Below are 17,969 nucleotides of genomic sequence, written 5' to 3' on the forward strand. Positions count from 1 at the left end.
TTACAATAGAGACTAGTAATAAAAGAATAAAATACTTTTATAAAAATACATTAATGTTTGAGCTATTTATTTATAAATATTTACTTTGTAATATTAAAGGTATAGATATAAAAATTTATCATATTAATAAATATTTTATTCACAAAGAATTTGATGGTGATGATATTGAATTTAATTTGTATAGAGAATTTAATGATGTTCATGCAAAAACTCCGTTTAGCAGATTGTTTACAGGTTTAAGAGTTTCAACATTGAAACTTTCTAAAAAGTTATGCGCTAACATTTATAAAATAACTAAATCGCTATAAATGGAGCATCAATTTCAATGCAAAAGCCTGTTAATCAGCGTCAACTTGCTTGGATATCTTCCGAAGCATTTTTGACACCAGAAAATTTTTTAGCATTTGCTGATAAATTGCAAAGTATATCAGGTTTTGGCCCAGTACAAAATCCGATACTAACATTTTCTGGTGGAGCCCTACCATTACAACTCACCGGCAATATTGAACAGGTAAAAAACGACTTAGAACAATTAACAGATAAGCGTTTTACATCAGGAAATCTTAAATTCGTTTTTCCTAATACTAATAATCTGGTAGTTAATGTTAGTGTCAATTTTGCTTTTGGGCATATAAATGTAACACTTCAAAATGGTACTGATGACAGTGCTCAAAAGATATTTTTGTTGGCAACTGATTTTTTCCCACGAGCATCTGGATTGTCTGATCATGAGATCGAACAACAGACACTTCGCCTAACAAACTTAATCAAGGAAGCCGAGAAGGCTACTGAGGCAAGTCGTGAATCTTTGAAAATTAATAAAAAAGCAAAAGAACATGAAGAGGTTGCACGAAAATTTGTTGAAAATATTAAATCTTTTCAACAGCAATCATCTCAATTATTTAATAATATAAAGAAGTTATTTAATGAAAGCTCTCAGAAAGCAGTTGAAATAACCAATTTCAGAAATCAAATTCAATCTCATAGAGACACCACACAAAAATTACAGGATGATGTTAGTGCGAATGAGGCAAAAATTAGAGATTTTTTCAATGAAATTGAAGAGTTTAAGAGAGTTATGAATTCTACAAAAAATGATGCTGAAAATACCGTCAAATCATCCCGTGCTGAAACTAATAACATCATAAAAGAAAATAAAATATTACAAGAAGAAATTAAAGAACATTTGTTAAAGGCTGTTGGCACTTCATTGTTTAGTGCTTTTGAGGAAAGAAAAAAGAAAATCGAAATTTCAAAATGGATTTGGGCTGCATTAACTGTGGCTGCAATTATAGCGCAGGTAATAGTTATTGTCTGGATTGCAAATCATGTACAGTCACTTTCAAGTAATATACCGTTCTATAAAACTCCTGGTTTTTTATTACGTGTAACAGTTAGCATTCCAATTGTTTTTTTTATTGGATACGCTATTCACCAATATGCCAAGGAACGTGAATTTGAGGAATTATATGGTTTTAAATCATCAATATCGTTTTCCCTCTCTCCATATCTTGATTTAGTTAAGAAAATATCAGAAAATTCTGACAATGATGAGTATAGACAATTTGTAATAGATACAATAAGACAAATTTTTGATAACCCAATTTTATTTAGAGCAGACACCACAAAAAAAGATAAACTAGATTCTAATCTGGTAAAAGATCTATTGGATCGGATAATCAAAATTATAGAAAAAGGACGCTGAACAAATAGATTGCGGTTAATCGGATAGCTGGGGTTTTCCCGCCCTTCCCACAACACCCTGCGTACTTAAATCATCCCTTTTGCCTGCAAAATTCCCTTAATATCCTGGCCGCTCAACCTTAAATACTCCGCCGTAGTCAGCAAGCTGGAATGACCTAAAAGGTCCTGAACCGCTGTGACAGGCACGCCATTAGCTAAAAGCTCCATTGCCCTGGTATGCCTGAGCGAATGTGGGTGAGGGAATATTTCTTTCTGGCCGTTCTCTTTATATGTCTCTCGCATAATACCCGCTTCCCTGGCCCTGTCATAAAAAACTCGCCTGAAATTGCCCTGATCCAATTTAAAGACTTTGCCCCTCATTTCAGGAAATTCCATAAGATAAGTCGCAATTTCAGAACAAACATTAGCAGGGATAGGGACAATCCTTTTTGGCTGAGCTTTGCGTCTTTTTAAGGTGGTAATCCTAATTTCATTTGCCCTAGTATTGATGTCTGTCTGGTCATCTATTTTCAACAATTCTCCAAGCCTGGCCCCAGTGAAGCGCAGAACCAAATAAGCCAACCAGTACCGGCCTCTGGTTTTTCTCTGTCCATTGGTCTTGGCATTGTCATACCATAATTGGAAAGTTGTGGTTAGCTGATCCACCTCCACAGCGGATAAATAAGCTATTTTCAGACCACCCTGCCGGAGCAAAGCAGGCGATGAAGTCGCTACTGCCAGGTTCATGCCCACTCCTTTTTAGATTAGACGATTACCTTAATTGTCGTGTAGCTTGCCTCAATACACCGAACCGATACGCATCTTTTGACTAATATTATCACTAGCCTCTACAACCCAATCACCGTATGACACTACCTTGTATACCGCATGCTCACCAACAAGCAGTCCTTCTTTGGTTTTATATTTCGCAAAAATTATCTTCATTATCACAGGCTTAATCTGCAACTCTTCATCAAGAGGCACAGTAGTTGCCTTTAATCTAAAACTTTCAATTTTACCGGCCATGTCCAGCCTGGCTCTTTTTTCTCCAGTTTTAACAGCCGATTCAAATTTTTTTCTAAGCTCATCCTCTGTTTCTCGCACACACTTTCTGTCATCTGAACTGGCGCATCTCCTTAATTTTTTAATCAATTCCGTTACATCTTCAGAAGAAAAATTTATATTATCGTCATTTTGTCCATAAAGAGCAGTTTTATAAATATCCTTTACCGGTCCACAGGTACCTTTCTCAGCCTGGGGACAGCTAAAGTTACTCTTGTAAGGCATTGATGCACAACCACCCAGCAAAAATGCCAATGCCAACAGAATCATTATTTGTTTCATGTTCCCCCCTTTTAACTAAATTTTTTTTCAAACTTGGCTTCTATTGGGCCTGTAAACACAACTGTAACATGCCTCAAAGCCCCGATTTCAATTACAGGAAACATTTCTTCTGCCAATTTTAGATAAAATTCACTCAACTTTTCGGCAGACTTGGCCGCGCCAGATGAAACTCCAGCCATAAAACCATCTCCAAATCCCTCTATAGGATTGGTAGTGGTAACAGTTCCGCTATCAGTAGCCACAACTGTCTGTTGTGTAGTCTTGAACCCTTGGGCTACGCCCTCAATAAAAGCACTGATAAGCGATCTGGCCAGAAACATACCCTGTTTGGAAACAACTTCGCCCCTAAGCCCGATTTTACCGTCATTATCCGCCACATATCCTTTGGCCGGGGCACTTACGACTTCCTTCGATTCAAAATCTACACAACTTAAACTGACCAGGCGGATGTAAGCTCTTTCAGAAGACAATTCCCCGTATCCTTCGCCTAACAAACGGCAACCAAGTATATTTTGCCTGACCTCATTAGGCAGAAATGATAAATCCTGGAGCCTGATCATTACCGGATGAGGAGCTTTTGCAGCCTTTACCCCAGTAGGCGCATCAAGGCCCGTTAAAAGCATTCCCTCAACAAACGTGGTAGGCGGGATATAAAGTGTCTGTTGCTTTTCTGCCTGATCCTCTCTGTCAGGACCCTTATTTTCCTCACCAGAACCAGCTATCTCTATAACCGCCATTGAACTGCTGGAAACTTCCTCTTTTTTCCCCTTATCTTGATTTTTCCCCGTTGTAACTTTGTTGTTCCCCTTTTTATTCTTACCATTAAGAGCTTTTGCCATCGCATTTGCCACAACCTTGTTTTTATTGTCCGAACCCCTCTTTTTCGAGAGTTCTTTATCCGGATAAACAGGGGAGGGCGGTGCGAGTTCCTCCAGTTTAGGTTTCTTCACCGGAGCTTGCGCAATAACCTCGTTGATCCGTTTGGAAATAACATCTATTTCATCCTCATGCTGGCCTGAATTATTTATAGAAGAGCTAATATAACCATGATCACCTTGATTTTTTAGCCTTTCAACCTGTTCTCTAAGTTCTTGCACCTCTCTTTTTAGCTCCTGCACCTTCCGTTCTGCCGAGCCTAACCATTTTTCCCGCACATACTCATCATCACTTAGCACAACCTTTTCCTGCTTCTTTTTATTCTTTACTGTATTTCCATTAGGATAAGTAGAGTAAATCCCCAGTAGAACCAACCCGATTAACACCCCAACAACTACCGCTACCTTTTTTTGCGAACCAATCGCAGCGTATTTTATTTTAAAAAACTGTAACGCACTATTAATTTTATCCCGCATGGTACACCTCCTGGGCAACCAGAAGCACCCTTAAGCTATCTTCACCTTTGACGAGGCCAGTTGCTATATACTTTATGCCCACTTCTACTACAAATTTTTTGACAAACTCCAACGCTTTTTGCTCATCGTGACCAGATAATACAAAATCATATATGTGTATCTTGTCCACGTTTGTATTTATCTCCCTTAACAAGGTCATATCACCTGTACGATTAAACCTGTCTTTAACAATCCAAAACCCTGGATATTCATTTAGATAAGCCATCTTTAACAACCTTGACACTTTCACCTCAAAATCCAGCGCAGATATCTTCTTTATCTCCTGGGCATATTTTTTGACGTTAATATTTTGTTTTTCCGGCACATCCAGAACAACCTGCTGCCCAGGCAAAGCTGAATCATACGCAGTGTTTAGCTGGTATATATTATCATCACATTTTATGACCAAATCGCTTAGGAATTGCAGCATCTTATTTTTAGGTGCTTTAATAAATATATTGTGGTCATCATACTCTATCTCAATGAGATGATCCTTGTTATGTATCACTTTTTGCATCTGTCCTTTGCACATGATTCTATTCGTATAATTTTTGCTTAAAACTACAAGTTGTGGATTGTCCGGCTTAACATGCTGAACCTGAGACATACCAACCAGCTTTCGCAAACTTTCGTATCTGGCACTCTCAACCAGACTTTTTTTTCGCTTCTCCCGAACCTTTGTTTTTGGTTTTACCTGCACAGGCCGTTTTTGTTGCCCGTAAACTACGTACCCATCAGGGACATGATCCACAGATTCAAAAATCCCACTGCAGACCCACCCGATTTTATCTATTAAAACGATGTCTTTTCCATTACAAACATCAACATTTTGTTTTCGTTCAACAACACGAAAGACCCTGTTTCTTTTGTTGGCAAGATAACTTTTATGTATAAAACCTCCATCTCTTTTTTTATAATATACTTTTGCTCGACTAACAGAACTTTTGATCTTTAAATAATCACCGGCAATTGCTGAATTAACGACGGACAAGGTTGTTATACTCAGTATCATCAATTTCTTTAATGCCTTCAACATACATGCCTCCATCTACAATTTTGTATTGGATAATTACATTTTTCATCTCATTTCCTACCAGCTCAGACCCGACAAATCTTCGAGCCTTGCCCCTGATCAAACAACGCCGATTCTGCAACACATACACCGCATCAATCTGAAAATCCTGTATTATGCCTACTTTCTGTGCCTTGGTTATTTTTTTGTCTAAAATCTCTTTCAACTCTGGAAATACGTCGGCACTTACAAAACTAAGAAGCTCACGATACCGTTTCTCGATATTATAAGGCGTAAAATCATACAGTAGATCAGCGAAATATTGTCCCATGGCACGTACATAAGCAGGACTTGCTTCAATATCTGATATTTCGATCTTAGCGGCCAAATGTGTAGGTACAATTATAGTTTTTTGCTTGCTCTGCACAATCTGAAGATATATCACCAGAAAAATTATACACCCAACGGCAAGCAAAAACCCAAATTTATAAACCCTAAGCATTGCATCAAGGTTCTTCCAGGCTGTAAGATAGTTTGCTATTTTCATGACTTACTCCACAAATCTTTTAATGATAAAGTTTGGCATACCTTTCATCCTATGCAAATACATCCTATATGCCAGGTTAAACAAAAAGCCTTTCGGTAATCTTTTTTTCATTTTAATCAAAACCGCACTGGCTGCCGTTCCAGCAAACAGGGGGCCCCAGCTATGGAAAGCCACCGAAAAGAATATTCCAATTGCTAGAGGTAAAATCTCATCTGTCTCCCACCAGAGAACCTGGATCGGAGAATTTAAATATTTTGGCCACCATCCTTGCATAAACCACCTCCCTTAAATGTCAGACGGTAAATTAGAGACTATGCAGTACAACGCGGCCCCAGTCCCAGCGACAATTAGACATGCCCATAGCGCAGGATCAGCCAGCCAAAATGGACCAGCAGTGTCAGGGAAGGCAAAACCAAACAGGGAATTGCCGGCAGGTAAAAAGATATAGAAAAGCACCAGGCCAAGGGAGGTTCCTAAGCCTGCGCGTAAAGACAGGTGGTATTTTGTAGAGGATATGTTTTTAAACTCTAACTTTTTCCTTGCCCTGCTAACAAAAGCCTCTGCTGCTACAAAGGCCAAAATCAGTATGCCGGCTATAAAATAGTAGCCTACAGCACAAAAACGCAGAGCTTTTTGCGTAAGATAATCAGCAACCAAACCACACTTTGGTCTAACTTTTTTATAAACCTGCATTACTGTTCCGACAAACGGATATCCTCTTTCAGCAAACTCTCTTAGTTCTTTCACAAAAGACGGCCAGAACACATCATCTGCAGTGCTTTTTCGCTCAGCAAATATTACCGCTCCTGTCCTGCTAAACATGGAATTATATAAAAATACTCCAAAACTCCCAAAATCTATAACAAGCAAAACAAGAGCTATGACACGTATAAACTTTTTTTTGGGTTTTACATTAGCAACACCGGTGGCCGCAGAGTTTTCCAGCCCCATAACAACACCTCCTTTGATGAGTCAGGGCATAAAAATAATAACCGGAAATGAGACGCTTAAAAAACATGACTTAAACCAATATGGACAAATTTTACGCCTTAACAGGGCAGGGTAACGCAATACAGGCAAATCAACTTCTATAACATTAACAGTCCACCCTAACGCCGACTCAATTTTTTCCTGAAGTTCACACACTTCATCAAACAAAAAAATTTCATCTATACCTTGTTCAGCAAAGGAACGCTCAACTTTATCCAATTTGTCATAATTTTGTATCATATTGCCATACTCTTCTTTTGTTCGCTCTCTTTCGCCATCAAACAACCATTCCGCTATTCGACCTTTCTTTGTAACAGAAAAAATACGATATAGTTTCATATTTATCCCCCTTTTTGCGTTATCTCACCGATACAACGCAAAAAAAAAAGCCCTGTACTCAATTTCAATGAGGACAGGGAAGTCACCACTGAAATTGAGTACAGGGCCAGCAAAATTAAGCACTAAATTAGTGCTCTATTTATACCCGCAGATGTCCTGCGTTGCGACCCGACCAATTAGGGCGGCCGGAACCCTTTTTTTCAAAACAGCGCGATTAAACAGATAATAGGCAGGATTTTATTTTTGGAAGAGATTATTAAGACAGGATAATGCCCATATTCACCTGATGGGCCACAGGGTTAGAAAAGTTAATACTTGATTTAAGCCTTTGCCTTTAAATAGAAGGACGAAAACCCAATGGTCTTTCTAAAATCATCCAAACTCGGTAAAGGATTTTTTGCCAGAAACGGTACAGAATACAAGGTAGGCTTTAAAGGCAAGATTAAAAGGAAGGTTTTAGAGAGGGGATATAAACCTGCCAAAATCTTACCTAAAGCCTTTGGACAAATAACTTTCCCTCCTTAACATAATCCTCCTCCTTTGGTTTACCAGGGCAGGCCAAAGCCCGCCCTAAATTTAAGTTAAACCGAGAAACGCTAATTCTTCCGAACAGGCGTTTCTCTTAATGTAATCCGTAAGGTCTTCCTCGCCCCAGAAAGCAGGGGTGGAAGGATCAGACCGTTCTATTTGAAAATCGAACTCCCAATCCGAAAGAGACATTGGTTTAGGCTCATCAATAAATACTGGGATCAAATCCTCTGATTTGAGATTCTTGAGAATCTCTTCTGCACGTTCTAACGGGATTTCATCACAACAGTTCGTTGTGTGAATTCGCACTACATCTGGAAATATTTGGTACATTCCTAAAGGAACATCTACATAAAAATGTTCTACCGTGTTATCAAACTCAAACATAGCCTTGATTTCTTCTATTCTCATGATACGCCCTCCTCTGGTTTACCCGAAAAGAGGACGCATCTCCCCAGAGGGGAATGCGCCCCCTCCGGGGTGGGTTTAACTACTACATAACTCGATTTTTCAACTTTTGCTGGAAAAATCCCCCACAGGGGACAGTGCGTCCCCTGGTAGGGGTTAGTTCACAAACTATTTACCGAGCAATTGTACGATGCCGACAAAAACAGCAACCTGGGCAATAAATTAACAATGCTTTTTCTGTTTTTTCCATTCTCTATAAAGCAACCAGATAGCAGGAATAATGAATATTGTATTAACTATCATAGTCGCAATCATTATCTCTTTCATTTGCACCACTCCTATTTTTGTTTATCATCACTAAAAAACTTTCGCTTATAACTATATTTATTACTAAATACAAAAAACTTATTAATATCCATACTAATCCAGATTCTTTTTTTCTAAAATAATTCCAATTAGATTACCTGTAAAGGCCCCAATCCATATCCAACGAAAAGAATCCAGAAAAGTGATAAAAAATCTTATAAAAATTAATTTTATCATCTTCACCGACTCGACCTCCTTTACCCAGGGACAAATTCTGGAGGCCGAGACAGTTCCCCGTCAGGGCCTCCAAAAAAGGAAGCCCTGTGGGGCTAGTTATTTTTTTTAATATACCGTTGCCAGGATTACCTTTTTGCCTCTCTTGCGAAAAGCAAATCTGATACCCCGATACCAAAGAACAGTATCGGCTTTAACATCCTGGCCAACCTTGTTAGCTAAGCGATACAACCAGGAGTACAAACCTTCTCCCGGATACCGTTCTTCTTTCCATCTATGGAGAAGCCGCTGACTTGCCCTGTCTAGAGCATGATGTGTAATCCTTACCTTATTCATGACGGCCCCCCAGTATGTAATCCGCAGCCTTCTGCGCCTGGCTTGAAGCATGTACTATCATCCGCTTGTCGTTGCGGAGTGCCTGCAACCAGGACTGAATATAGGCTGCTCTATTGTCATAATTTTGTTCAATGCCACATTCAGAACAAAGGAAAGCACTTCCTAATTCCGCCACCAGTTCCTCTTTGGAGTATTCAGTTCCGCCAAAGGGAGAGTATGCCGTAAGAGATTTCCGATTAAGCCTTGATTTATGGCCGGTGGAGTGGGTCAACTCATGGAAAAGAGTTTCATAGTACCCTTCAGGACTAAGAAAATGCTCTTGGTGTGGTAATTTTATCGTATCAATGTTTACATAGTACGCTGCCTCAACACTGCCCTCGTGAACAATTGCAGGGCGGTTAGGCATGTTCTCAACTACTTTCTCAGCTTGCTCAATTGGCTGGAAATCGTTGGAAACCGGCTGCCAGTATTTCTCAATCTCAAGCGTAGTCTGCTCAAGATTGAAAACCTTATAGTATCTGAGCAGCCAGTAGGTTTTCTCATATTCAGGTTGAAGCTCGCCTGCAGCAACCTTTGCCTCAAACTCTTCCTCAGTCATCCCTTCTGGAATAACCGGTTGAGTCTCAGGCTTATAGAAAACCACCAGTGTTCCTTTCTCCCCAGCTTTGATGCTTCCGCCTCGCTCCTTGATCTGCTTAAAAGTTGCCCAGATTGGGCAGGAATATGGAGCATCGGCAAGAAGCAGTAGGTTCACGCCCTTATAAGGACGGCCTTTGATGTTGCGTGGCCGCTCCTGTTTCCAGGGACGCTGCCAGGGGATTTGACCCTTCTCAAGCTGGGCAATTATTTTCTCAGTAACTATGTCGTAAACGCTCATGTCTCCCTCCATATTTTGCCAGAGGGAGAACACTACACCCCACAGGGGGAAACGTAGCGTCTCCCCCTGGGTTGGGGTTGTTAAATTATGTTTATTTTAACTACAAAAATGCTCCTTTCTTCGAGAATAGGACATTTCCTTCCCGCAAAAGAGACATTTTACCTTTATTATTTTTCCCTTGTGGATTTTGAGCGGCAGAAAGCCTTCTTTCTTCAGGTTGATAATTCGTCCAGGAATGCTCATACGCCCCTCCTTTTGGGTTTATCCCCTCACAGGGACGCAACCCCCATCAGGGGACAGCAATGCGTCCCCTGGTATAAGGGGTGGGTTAAGCGATACGGTCTAATTTTGGCCCGAGATAAAACGGAATCCACTGATCTCTGCCAATCACAAATCCTACAGGTTCGGAAAGATTAGCTGTTTTAATTAACAACTTAGAGTTGCGAAATCCAACAAGAATCCCAACAACTCTCCTCATCTTTCCATTAACCCTACATGCTAGACCAATCTCTCTACCAATGTATCTGTGAAATGCTGCCATAGCTAACCCTCCGTTTTTCCCAATCACAGAGGAGAAGCTATGGCCCCGCCAGGGGAGAATTAGCTTCTCCCCTGGACTGGGGTTGAAATTTATTTCAAACCTTTAATGTCTATGTACTGAGAGACGCTTTCCCGCTGGTAAGCAGAAAGGTCTTCTCCTATCTCTTCTAACTTCGCTATCACAGCATCCTTGACGAGATATTTTGACTTCCTGGAGACCAGCTTCAGAACCAGATTGCCAGCACGCACCTTAGTGCCTGGCTCTATGCCAACCTTGGCAAATATCTCCATCAGAGGAGCTTGCTTAGCCTTGATCTGAGCATCAAGAGACTTCTTTTGAGCCTTGAGCCTGAGAAGCTCTTTTGCCTCTTCCTCAATCTCCGGCATCTCCACTTCGCCTCGGAATCGAGGGCAGGATGCGGAATGGTTGCAACAGCAGCAAAGCTGATTTGGCTGGATAGTGAGTTTATCCTGCCAATCTTCATCCACCTGGCCAGCACGAATAGCAGCCAGAGCTTCCCACATTATGACCGCCTTATCAAAAAGGCTTTGAGCAATTTCTTCGTTATGCTCATAGCCGTTGAAAACTTTATGCTGACCGCTGTTCAAATCCAGGGCCAGGATTGCACCTCTAATCTGTCCCTCAACACCAGACAGAGCCAAAAAACCCATCTGAGCGTATAATTGCATTTCCCAACTCTCATAAGGAGAATCAGGAATGCCGGATACTGTTTTGACTTCCAGGACAGACACGCTATTTTTGCCAAACCACACAAAATCCAGATGGGCCTTTACAGGCACACCAAGGGACTCGGTGGCGTCAACCTCATACTGCCGAACAAAGTTGCCATAACCTGCTGACTGTAAAGCATTAGCAACGATGTTCTCTGCTAGATGACCCCGTTCAAAACGAACCAAGGTCTCTAGATCATGATCCTCAGAATCCAATTTATCCAGAATGACTTTACGCGGACAATTAGGTATATCTGAAGCGCCAATATAAACGCTGCGGTCTCCTAATTCATTCTCACTCTTTTTCTTTGCATAAGTTTGGAGTCCCTTCGCCAAAATTTCACTTAATTTACACATGATACGTCTCCTTATCTGCTTGACTGCACGAAAGGAGACGCAAATCCCCCTTGCGGAGGGAAATTCGCATCTCCCTCCGCGCGGAGGATTACTTGCTATACTTGCTTACAAGATATAAAAAACCGTAAGCAGCTATTAAACCATAACAAAACCCGACAAAAATTGCAGACCATTCAGACCATTCCATCACGCTGCCTCTCTATACCAAACCTTTCGCTGGGCATTCCATTTAAATCCAGCAGCCTTTAAAACATTACTCTTGCCATAAGTCTTCCCCTTGGCCACAATCTGACCATTTTCCTGCACATACTCCACACCGTCTATCGGTGGGAGATACTTCAGAAGATCCTCAGATTGTGGTTGAGATGACTGGGTAGGCTGAGATGTTTTTGATTGGTTTGGTTGGGCAGTTTTACCCTGAGATTTTTGAGGAGTAGTTTTGTTTTTTTCTACTACCGCTTCAATCTCTTGCTGCTGCTTCAAAGCCTGCAAAAGTTCCTCAGCAGAGCAGAATTCACCGCCGCCAAAACCAGCAGCCATAAGCGCACGGCCTATGGCGGAAGTTTCGGCGTTTTCAACAGCAGACGTCTTATTTATTAAAGATGAATTTCGCTTTTCTTCGGCCGTCCCTGTGGCTACAATCTGGCCACTTGGAGAAATTATTTTGGCCACAGCCAAAACAATATCTTCGGTGGGACAGCTTACATCCGTTACAAGTGCCCATCCCTCAGAAATAGGACAGGCTTCCCTAAATTTTCTAACACGTTCAGCGACAGTTTCGTAAACTTTTGTTTCATTTTTGCCAGTTTGCTTGTTAAAACGGGTAATCTCAACGGCCATTGTATCCTCCTTCTGGTTTTACCGCCGTCAGGAGGATACAAAAATCCCCGTTCAGGGGATTTGCATCCTCCCCTGGCGGGGTTACAAAAAAGGCCAGGCAATTCTAAAAGTTTAGTTTCGCCTAGCCTCAATTATTAAACCAAAATTAGACTAAAATGGGGCATCATCCATATCAGCAGGGAAAGACGGAGGCGGAGTTACATCTGCGTTTGTTGGTTCTTGTCCATGGTCTTGAACTTCACCATCTTTTGGCCTGTCCAAAGCCTGGATGGTAAAACCTACAATCTCTGTAGTATATCTGTCCTGTCCCTGCTTGTCCTGCCATTTTCTGGTTCTTAGTTTTCCTTCTACATAAACCAACCTGCCTTTTTGTAAATACTGACTGGCAAATTCGGCAGGTTTTCCGAATAGCACAACCCTGTGCCATTCAGCACGTTCAACTCGATTGCCGTCCCTATCAGTGTAGCTTTCGTCCGTTGCAACTGACAGGTTTGCTACTGGTTCCCCGCTTGGCAGATATGCCAGTTGAGGATCCTGTCCCAAACGTCCAATTAACTGTACTCGATTTAACCTTGCCATAGTATCCTCCTTTAATTGTTTGAGTTGAAATAACAACGCCAGGAGGACGCATGACGCACCAATCCCCACAGGGGACAAGTAGCGCACACGTCCCCTGGTGGGGTTAATTTTTTACACCTTAATTTTTTGCGGATTTATGGTCTGAAATTGAACTGGTAGGATTGACGACTTATCACGCCTGCTGCCCTCTCAGCCTGATCAGCGCGAGGGGAGATGGTGCGATATCATGACGAGACTCATCGCCAAATCCAATGGGGCAGGGGACTACGCGGGAAAAAACGCAACTATTCCCTTGCGCAATCCTCTTCGGACTAAGACCTGTAAAATCTTACAGGCTTTCTTACTCAAAATGCTCTCAGCTAATCCGGCTAGCTGCCTACATCCTACATCATGGTGGGCATCCAGGTTCAACGCTTATATGCCGGACTATAAGCTCCCCTGTACTCGCCATCGGCTACATCCCTGGCCTCAAAGGACCACCCCTTTCGGGGAGTCAGGCCGCCGATTGAAACTCAATCCGCACCATGTAAAAAGTAAACTAGCCCGCAAATTACGGGACAAATAAATGAACTTGGCAAAATATTAGTTATCTCGAAAAATTTTGTCAAGATTCGGTCGCTTAGTTTTGGGAAATCAAATTTATTTTATGCCCTCTGCAATCGCCATATCAATTGCTTCTGCCAAACTATATCCGGATGCAACCTTATTCTCTAAGTATTGAACAACACCAGGTTTTGTATTGTAAAGATACTGTGTAAATTTATCCACAAACAACCGCCCAACTCCATAAGCACGATCCGACTTAACAAAAATCTCTGAATATTTCCCCGGGACAGTATGTACAGTTTCAGCCAACCTGGCCTCAAAATCACTCAAAACCAACTTGCCTTCATCCCTGGCACGCTTTAAATCCTCTCGCTTCTGAACCAATAAAAATTTAAAGGCAGAATTTGATATAATCGCCTGACCTACACCAGCATTGTCTTCTCTAAAAAAGTCCATCACCGACTGCGTAATCGTTATATAACTGCCACCGTACTTCCTGGCACGCCTGTAACCTGTCTCTATAAAATCCGCCGTATTCGCACCTCTAAGCAATTGCCACGCCTCATCTATAATGATCAGTTTCGGCACAGATCTGTCCCCAAAATACAATTTCTGATCTATAAAACTCATAATCATCAACAAAACCACTTCCCTCAAATCCGGATTGGCATTCAACTCTTCCAGCTCCAGCACAACAAAACGATTGTTAAAATCCAAATTCAACGGACCCCTAAACCATTTCCCGGCTATCCCTCTCGACGAATACGGTTCTAGCATTTCCGCTAAATCCGCCCTGCGCCTATCCTGTAAATTCCTCTCCTCTAGCTCGTTAGACTCTTCACGCAATATTTCTATTATCATGTCAATTGAAACATACTCTCCACGTTCACCGGCACGCCTAATCGCCTTCAGTAAAGCTCCGGACAGCAACTTGTACTCATAATCCGTTACACGCTCCTTCGGCTTCACCATCTGAGCCAATACCCTGGTCAACATTACAAACAAACTACTTTCCGCATCCTCTATCTCTTTAAACATCCTGGGATCCAGGGTGCTAAATATATTTAATGAAATCCCACTGTTAGGTGTAAATTCTATATATTGACCACCGATCATCTCACACAACTTTTTATAAGACCTGCCAATATCAATAATGTAAACCTGGCCGCCTATACTAAGATAATTTGTCGTTATGAAGTTTGTTAGAAAACTTTTTCCGGCACCAGACTCCGCTGCAATAAAACAATTATAATTTGTCTCACTGTCTCTTAAATCCAACATCATTATTTGCCCACGCCGGCTTATAAACGGCATCACAGGCGTTCCCGTTCCCATCCAGTCCGCCTGGATAGGGCTACATATAGCCAAAGTCTTTGTATCTACCGGCTCATATCTACCAATCTTGTCCGCCCCTTCCACATGGGGACCAAAGGGTAGGGCATATAAAAACAATGGCAAATTCAGCCATCTCTCATCCTGCAACTCAAACTGCTGCTTGGCCCAGCAAGCGTCCAAAATTTTATCCGCCCGCCTTAAAACGTCTTCTGTCTCCGCAAACAAAACAACTGACATATATCCCCAAATAAACCTTGACCCCTCCTCAATTTCATTTACCGCCCGAAAAAACTCTTCCTTCTTTCGCATCAACCTGGGGGCTATCTTTGTCGCTGCCCTTTGGGCCGCAATAAAGTTGGCCTTGCTATGTATATGTGTCCCCGCATTTTTGGGCAGAACATTTAGCGTCAACAAAAACGGACAAGGTATCTGCATCTGATTGCCGCCAGACAATAAATCCCCAAACAACTGATTAATTTTATACGGCGTTGGCTTCGTACAATATACGCGAGGAGTCTTTACCTTTACATACCAACCATTAATCTTTAATTCCTCCGACCCTACTTCCAATAACGTATAAGCCTCCATTATCTGTTCAGACAACGGAGTGCTATCATTCCATATCTTCTGCCCATAACGTCTGCCGGGATTCAAAATCCTGTGCATAATATATACTAACTCCGCTGCCTCAACATCCATCGCTTCAATATGAGCCGCCTTAAATGCACCAATCACGCTTTCCCTTAAACCCCGTATCTTGGTCAATTCCGACTCCAAATCCGTTACATTCTTTGTGCTGTACTTTGCTGCTAAAAACACCCTGAAATTCCTAAACGGCACTGGCACATCACGACTTATCCCCTTGTGCCGATGCTCCCATAAATAATCACAAAATCGCTTACTCCACTCCGCTAAAAAATCTTCACCTTCACCTTTTGCTTTGTCACGCAGTTCCCTATACCCCTTCAAAACTTCATCCTGGTCTGGATCAGCATATAACATCACCTGCAAAACCGTATTTTTGGGCCAGGCCAGCTCAAAAATTGTTTCTAAAGCATTCACCTGGGCATCGCCGGCATACGGCACGGGAGATAGCTCCAAAATAAAACCCAGACTATGGTCTTTATTAAGATAAAGCTTATTATCCTCCTCATAAGCCAAGTAGGGCAGGTAGTCGCTCAGTTTGTCTCTGTTGAGCATCGCAAAAAGTTCATCTCTTAACATAATTCAAATTCACCTCCATCTTTTACAGAGACAACGCGAATTCGTCCGGAAAAGCAAAAAGAAGTCGCCAAAAGGCGGGCTCTATACTCAGTTAAATGTTTAACAAAGTTTTCCGTGAGTTTGCCCTCTACAAGCTATGCTCTGGGTGGAGAGGAAATTGGAAGTAAAAAGCAAGCAAGTAGGGCAGGGAGTGTCCAGATTTATGCCTGTAGAAGATTGAGTTGCCAGGGCGATGAAGCAGAAAGCTTCAGCTATAATTGGTTTACTTCTTTTACTTGTGAGGGGGAATACCCTTCTTTTCTTTTCTTTCTTTTCTTTTTTTAAAATTTACTTAGTTTACTTTATTTACTTATTAACTTCACAAGCAACCCCACGGCAAACGCTGCCAGAGCAAAAAATAATGCAAATCCACTCCCAAATATTAATGTCCATTCAAGGCGCAAAACATATTCTTGTGCCCAAAATGGAACATCCCAGGGAATATATCTTAATAGCCAGATAGCGAAATTTAAGGCTATCAACACCGGCCAGGCGCAAAGCAGGTCGTGTGAAGAGGGCATCCAGGAACAGGCTATTGATGCAAAAAAATACACCTTCAACCAATACTTTAAATCATGTTCCCCCAAATGCCTGAAAAAAGATTGTACAACCACCCAAACCAGCCTGTAACCATCACATAATAAACGCCAATATTCCTGCCACTGCTTTAAAATTCCATTATATGTATGTAACTTTATCGGAAACATAGGATAATCTCCTCCACAAAAGATATCCATCAAATACATACCAATAGGAATACATATAAAAAAAGGGGCAATACTTACGAAAGATATTGCCCCGCCCGTATATTCTACATATCCCATCGTCCCATCATCCCGTCCCTGTGGACGATAGGGCACAAAAGACTTGATTTTTTGATCCGCTATAATCGCAAAAATCAAATGAGCAAGTTCATGCAAAATCACACCAGGCGCAAAAAAAAGATGATAAACAAGTGACGGAACAAAAGCCATTAGTGAACCAACAAGCATTGTAATTGTCCCGCTCACATACAACAAAATCAGTAAAATCGAGATCGTTTCAAACAGTTGCATTTCCATTTTCACCAAGCCTCCCAACAACAACGCAAAAAAAAGCCCGCATCTTAAAAAAAGATACGGGCTAAAAAAGGAAAAAGTTATCGTTCGATCCGCGTCCTTACTCAATGGACTACCTAAAAAAGGCTAAAGAATTATTCCAACAACAGCGATAACTTAGTATATCGTTTTGTCACCTTATTATTTCTAACCGCTATCCCTAACGCTTTCTTTTCTCCTACCAAAACACATACTTGTTTTGCCCTGGTTATTCCCGTATAAAGAAGATTACGCTGCAACATAATAAAATGAGAAGTCGTCACTGGCTGAATTACAACAGGATATTCCGATCCCTGTGATTTGTGAACCGTAATTGCATAAGCCAGAACAATTTCATCCATTTCGTGAATACTATAGTCTTTCACGTCTCCCTGAAAATCCACATAAACTATTCCAGCATCCTTTTCATATCTTACAATGTACCCCTGGTCGCCATTAAATACTTCTTTATCATAATTGTTGCGAATCTGCATCACTCGATCCCCAACACGATATTCTGTAAATCCTATTCTAAACTTCTGACCATGGGGATTAAATATATTCTGTAATTCTTGATTTAATATCTGGACTCCTGCCTGTCCTTTGTACATCGGAGTTAAAATTTGTATATCCGACTCCTTGTATCCTTTCTTTAAAAGCCTACGAACGATATCAAGAAGTTGCGTTTGTACCAATTCTACTTTTT

22 protein-coding genes are annotated in these 17,969 nt (G+C 41.3%); 4 read left to right on the forward strand and 18 right to left on the reverse strand.

The window, feature by feature from the left end; genetic code table 11:
* Together AC3WVG_RS08895 and AC3WVG_RS08900 are read left to right on the forward strand one after the other, a co-directional pair.
* A partial coding sequence (locus tag AC3WVG_RS08895) for a hypothetical protein (RefSeq protein ID WP_488797782.1) occupies positions 1-308 on the forward strand: 308 nt, incomplete at its 5' end.
* A 17-nt stretch (positions 309-325) separates the two neighbouring features.
* Positions 326-1,705, forward strand: a complete 1,380-nt coding sequence (locus tag AC3WVG_RS08900) for a hypothetical protein (protein ID WP_488797783.1) — start codon at positions 326-328, stop codon at positions 1,703-1,705.
* A gap of 65 nt (positions 1,706-1,770) precedes the next feature.
* Here the strand turns inward: AC3WVG_RS08900 and AC3WVG_RS08905 are convergent, their stop codons facing one another.
* The 8 genes from AC3WVG_RS08905 to AC3WVG_RS08940 are packed head-to-tail and all read right to left on the reverse strand — an operon-like array spanning position 1,771 to position 7,306.
* A complete protein-coding gene (locus AC3WVG_RS08905) occupies positions 1,771-2,430 on the reverse strand; it encodes a tyrosine-type recombinase/integrase (protein WP_488797784.1) in 660 nt (219 codons plus the stop codon).
* A gap of 51 nt (positions 2,431-2,481) precedes the next feature.
* Positions 2,482-3,027, reverse strand: coding sequence for a type IV conjugative transfer system lipoprotein TraV (gene traV / locus AC3WVG_RS08910; RefSeq protein WP_488797785.1), 546 nt, complete (start codon positions 3,025-3,027; stop codon positions 2,482-2,484).
* Positions 3,028-3,038: 11 nt separating this feature from the next.
* Positions 3,039-4,379, reverse strand: coding sequence for a TraB/VirB10 family protein (locus tag AC3WVG_RS08915; RefSeq protein WP_488797786.1), 1,341 nt, complete (start codon positions 4,377-4,379; stop codon positions 3,039-3,041).
* Entirely contained in the window at positions 4,369-5,454 is a 1,086-nt protein-coding gene (locus tag AC3WVG_RS08920) for a TraK domain-containing protein (protein ID WP_488797787.1), read from the reverse strand. The genes AC3WVG_RS08915 and AC3WVG_RS08920 overlap by 11 nt, the downstream gene beginning before the upstream one ends.
* Positions 5,396-5,977 carry a TraE/TraK family type IV conjugative transfer system protein gene (locus tag AC3WVG_RS08925; protein ID WP_488797788.1) on the reverse strand — a complete coding sequence of 194 codons (582 nt, stop codon included), beginning with the start codon at positions 5,975-5,977 and terminating at the stop codon, positions 5,396-5,398. Before AC3WVG_RS08925 ends, AC3WVG_RS08920 begins: the two co-directional genes overlap by 59 nt.
* Before the next feature lie 3 nt (positions 5,978-5,980).
* Positions 5,981-6,250 carry a type IV conjugative transfer system protein TraL gene (locus tag AC3WVG_RS08930; protein ID WP_488797789.1) on the reverse strand — a complete coding sequence of 90 codons (270 nt, stop codon included), beginning with the start codon at positions 6,248-6,250 and terminating at the stop codon, positions 5,981-5,983.
* Positions 6,251-6,262: 12 nt separating this feature from the next.
* Positions 6,263-6,928 (reverse strand): hypothetical protein, encoded by a 666-nt coding sequence (locus AC3WVG_RS08935; protein WP_488797790.1) that lies wholly within the window; start codon positions 6,926-6,928, stop codon positions 6,263-6,265.
* Between the two features lie 21 nt (positions 6,929-6,949).
* Entirely contained in the window at positions 6,950-7,306 is a 357-nt protein-coding gene (locus AC3WVG_RS08940) for a hypothetical protein (RefSeq protein ID WP_488797791.1), read from the reverse strand.
* A 357-nt stretch (positions 7,307-7,663) separates the two neighbouring features.
* On the opposite strand from AC3WVG_RS08940, the gene AC3WVG_RS08945 reads away from it, so the two are divergent.
* On the forward strand, positions 7,664-7,831 hold the full coding sequence (locus AC3WVG_RS08945; protein ID WP_488797792.1) for a hypothetical protein: 168 nt from the start codon (positions 7,664-7,666) through the stop codon (positions 7,829-7,831).
* A gap of 51 nt (positions 7,832-7,882) precedes the next feature.
* On the opposite strand, the gene AC3WVG_RS08950 is transcribed toward AC3WVG_RS08945, so the two are convergent.
* The 7 genes from AC3WVG_RS08950 to AC3WVG_RS08980 form a co-directional block, all read right to left on the reverse strand.
* Positions 7,883-8,245: a hypothetical protein gene (locus tag AC3WVG_RS08950; protein ID WP_488797793.1), complete on the reverse strand. Its 363-nt coding sequence runs from the start codon at positions 8,243-8,245 to the stop codon at positions 7,883-7,885.
* Positions 8,246-8,890: 645 nt separating this feature from the next.
* Positions 8,891-9,118, reverse strand: a complete 228-nt coding sequence (locus tag AC3WVG_RS08955; protein WP_488797794.1) for a hypothetical protein — start codon at positions 9,116-9,118, stop codon at positions 8,891-8,893.
* Positions 9,111-9,995: an ArdC family protein gene (locus AC3WVG_RS08960; RefSeq protein WP_488797795.1), complete on the reverse strand. Its 885-nt coding sequence runs from the start codon at positions 9,993-9,995 to the stop codon at positions 9,111-9,113. The genes AC3WVG_RS08955 and AC3WVG_RS08960 overlap by 8 nt, the downstream gene beginning before the upstream one ends.
* Before the next feature lie 328 nt (positions 9,996-10,323).
* Positions 10,324-10,536, reverse strand: a complete 213-nt coding sequence (locus AC3WVG_RS08965) for a hypothetical protein (RefSeq protein WP_488797796.1) — start codon at positions 10,534-10,536, stop codon at positions 10,324-10,326.
* 89 nt (positions 10,537-10,625) lie between these two features.
* A complete protein-coding gene (locus tag AC3WVG_RS08970; RefSeq protein ID WP_488797797.1) occupies positions 10,626-11,624 on the reverse strand; it encodes a hypothetical protein in 999 nt (332 codons plus the stop codon).
* A 186-nt stretch (positions 11,625-11,810) separates the two neighbouring features.
* On the reverse strand, positions 11,811-12,464 hold the full coding sequence (locus AC3WVG_RS08975) for a hypothetical protein (RefSeq protein WP_488797798.1): 654 nt from the start codon (positions 12,462-12,464) through the stop codon (positions 11,811-11,813).
* Positions 12,465-12,614: 150 nt separating this feature from the next.
* Positions 12,615-13,043, reverse strand: a complete 429-nt coding sequence (locus tag AC3WVG_RS08980) for a single-stranded DNA-binding protein (protein ID WP_488797799.1) — start codon at positions 13,041-13,043, stop codon at positions 12,615-12,617.
* Positions 13,044-13,269: 226 nt separating this feature from the next.
* Between AC3WVG_RS08980 and AC3WVG_RS08985 the strand changes: the two genes are divergently transcribed.
* Complete coding sequence (locus tag AC3WVG_RS08985; RefSeq protein ID WP_488797800.1) at positions 13,270-13,608, forward strand: hypothetical protein; 339 nt, start codon at positions 13,270-13,272, stop codon at positions 13,606-13,608.
* 74 nt (positions 13,609-13,682) lie between these two features.
* On the opposite strand, the gene traC is transcribed toward AC3WVG_RS08985, so the two are convergent.
* The 3 genes from traC to AC3WVG_RS09000 all read right to left on the reverse strand — a co-directional run.
* Positions 13,683-16,148 (reverse strand): type IV secretion system protein TraC, encoded by a 2,466-nt coding sequence (gene traC / locus AC3WVG_RS08990; protein WP_488797801.1) that lies wholly within the window; start codon positions 16,146-16,148, stop codon positions 13,683-13,685.
* 341 nt (positions 16,149-16,489) lie between these two features.
* The gene (locus tag AC3WVG_RS08995; RefSeq protein WP_488797802.1) at positions 16,490-17,248 is read right to left on the reverse strand and encodes a hypothetical protein; all 759 of its coding nucleotides are present in this window, start codon (positions 17,246-17,248) and stop codon (positions 16,490-16,492) included.
* Positions 17,249-17,379: 131 nt separating this feature from the next.
* On the reverse strand, positions 17,380-17,969 hold a 590-nt coding region (locus AC3WVG_RS09000; protein WP_488797803.1), incomplete at its 5' end, for an ATP-binding domain-containing protein.

The sequence above is a fragment of the Desulfovulcanus sp. genome (assembly GCF_982781345.1).

Bases quoted from the DNA above. Each gene is read 5' to 3' on its own strand.
- AC3WVG_RS08900 (WP_488797783.1), top strand. From the start codon at position 326: ATGCAAAAGCCTGTTAATCAGCGTCAACTTGCTTGGATATCTTCCGAA.
- AC3WVG_RS08905 (WP_488797784.1), bottom strand. From the start codon at position 2,430: ATGAACCTGGCAGTAGCGACTTCATCGCCTGCTTTGCTCCGGCAGGGT.
- traV (WP_488797785.1), bottom strand. From the start codon at position 3,027: ATGAAACAAATAATGATTCTGTTGGCATTGGCATTTTTGCTGGGTGGT.
- AC3WVG_RS08915 (WP_488797786.1), bottom strand. From the start codon at position 4,379: ATGCGGGATAAAATTAATAGTGCGTTACAGTTTTTTAAAATAAAATAC.
- AC3WVG_RS08920 (WP_488797787.1), bottom strand. From the start codon at position 5,454: ATGTTGAAGGCATTAAAGAAATTGATGATACTGAGTATAACAACCTTG.
- AC3WVG_RS08925 (WP_488797788.1), bottom strand. From the start codon at position 5,977: ATGAAAATAGCAAACTATCTTACAGCCTGGAAGAACCTTGATGCAATG.
- AC3WVG_RS08930 (WP_488797789.1), bottom strand. From the start codon at position 6,250: ATGCAAGGATGGTGGCCAAAATATTTAAATTCTCCGATCCAGGTTCTC.
- AC3WVG_RS08935 (WP_488797790.1), bottom strand. From the start codon at position 6,928: ATGGGGCTGGAAAACTCTGCGGCCACCGGTGTTGCTAATGTAAAACCC.
- AC3WVG_RS08940 (WP_488797791.1), bottom strand. From the start codon at position 7,306: ATGAAACTATATCGTATTTTTTCTGTTACAAAGAAAGGTCGAATAGCG.
- AC3WVG_RS08945 (WP_488797792.1), top strand. From the start codon at position 7,664: ATGGTCTTTCTAAAATCATCCAAACTCGGTAAAGGATTTTTTGCCAGA.
- AC3WVG_RS08950 (WP_488797793.1), bottom strand. From the start codon at position 8,245: ATGAGAATAGAAGAAATCAAGGCTATGTTTGAGTTTGATAACACGGTA.
- AC3WVG_RS08955 (WP_488797794.1), bottom strand. From the start codon at position 9,118: ATGAATAAGGTAAGGATTACACATCATGCTCTAGACAGGGCAAGTCAG.
- AC3WVG_RS08960 (WP_488797795.1), bottom strand. From the start codon at position 9,995: ATGAGCGTTTACGACATAGTTACTGAGAAAATAATTGCCCAGCTTGAG.
- AC3WVG_RS08965 (WP_488797796.1), bottom strand. From the start codon at position 10,536: ATGGCAGCATTTCACAGATACATTGGTAGAGAGATTGGTCTAGCATGT.
- AC3WVG_RS08970 (WP_488797797.1), bottom strand. From the start codon at position 11,624: ATGTGTAAATTAAGTGAAATTTTGGCGAAGGGACTCCAAACTTATGCA.
- AC3WVG_RS08975 (WP_488797798.1), bottom strand. From the start codon at position 12,464: ATGGCCGTTGAGATTACCCGTTTTAACAAGCAAACTGGCAAAAATGAA.
- AC3WVG_RS08980 (WP_488797799.1), bottom strand. From the start codon at position 13,043: ATGGCAAGGTTAAATCGAGTACAGTTAATTGGACGTTTGGGACAGGAT.
- AC3WVG_RS08985 (WP_488797800.1), top strand. From the start codon at position 13,270: ATGACGAGACTCATCGCCAAATCCAATGGGGCAGGGGACTACGCGGGA.
- traC (WP_488797801.1), bottom strand. From the start codon at position 16,148: ATGTTAAGAGATGAACTTTTTGCGATGCTCAACAGAGACAAACTGAGC.
- AC3WVG_RS08995 (WP_488797802.1), bottom strand. From the start codon at position 17,248: ATGGAAATGCAACTGTTTGAAACGATCTCGATTTTACTGATTTTGTTG.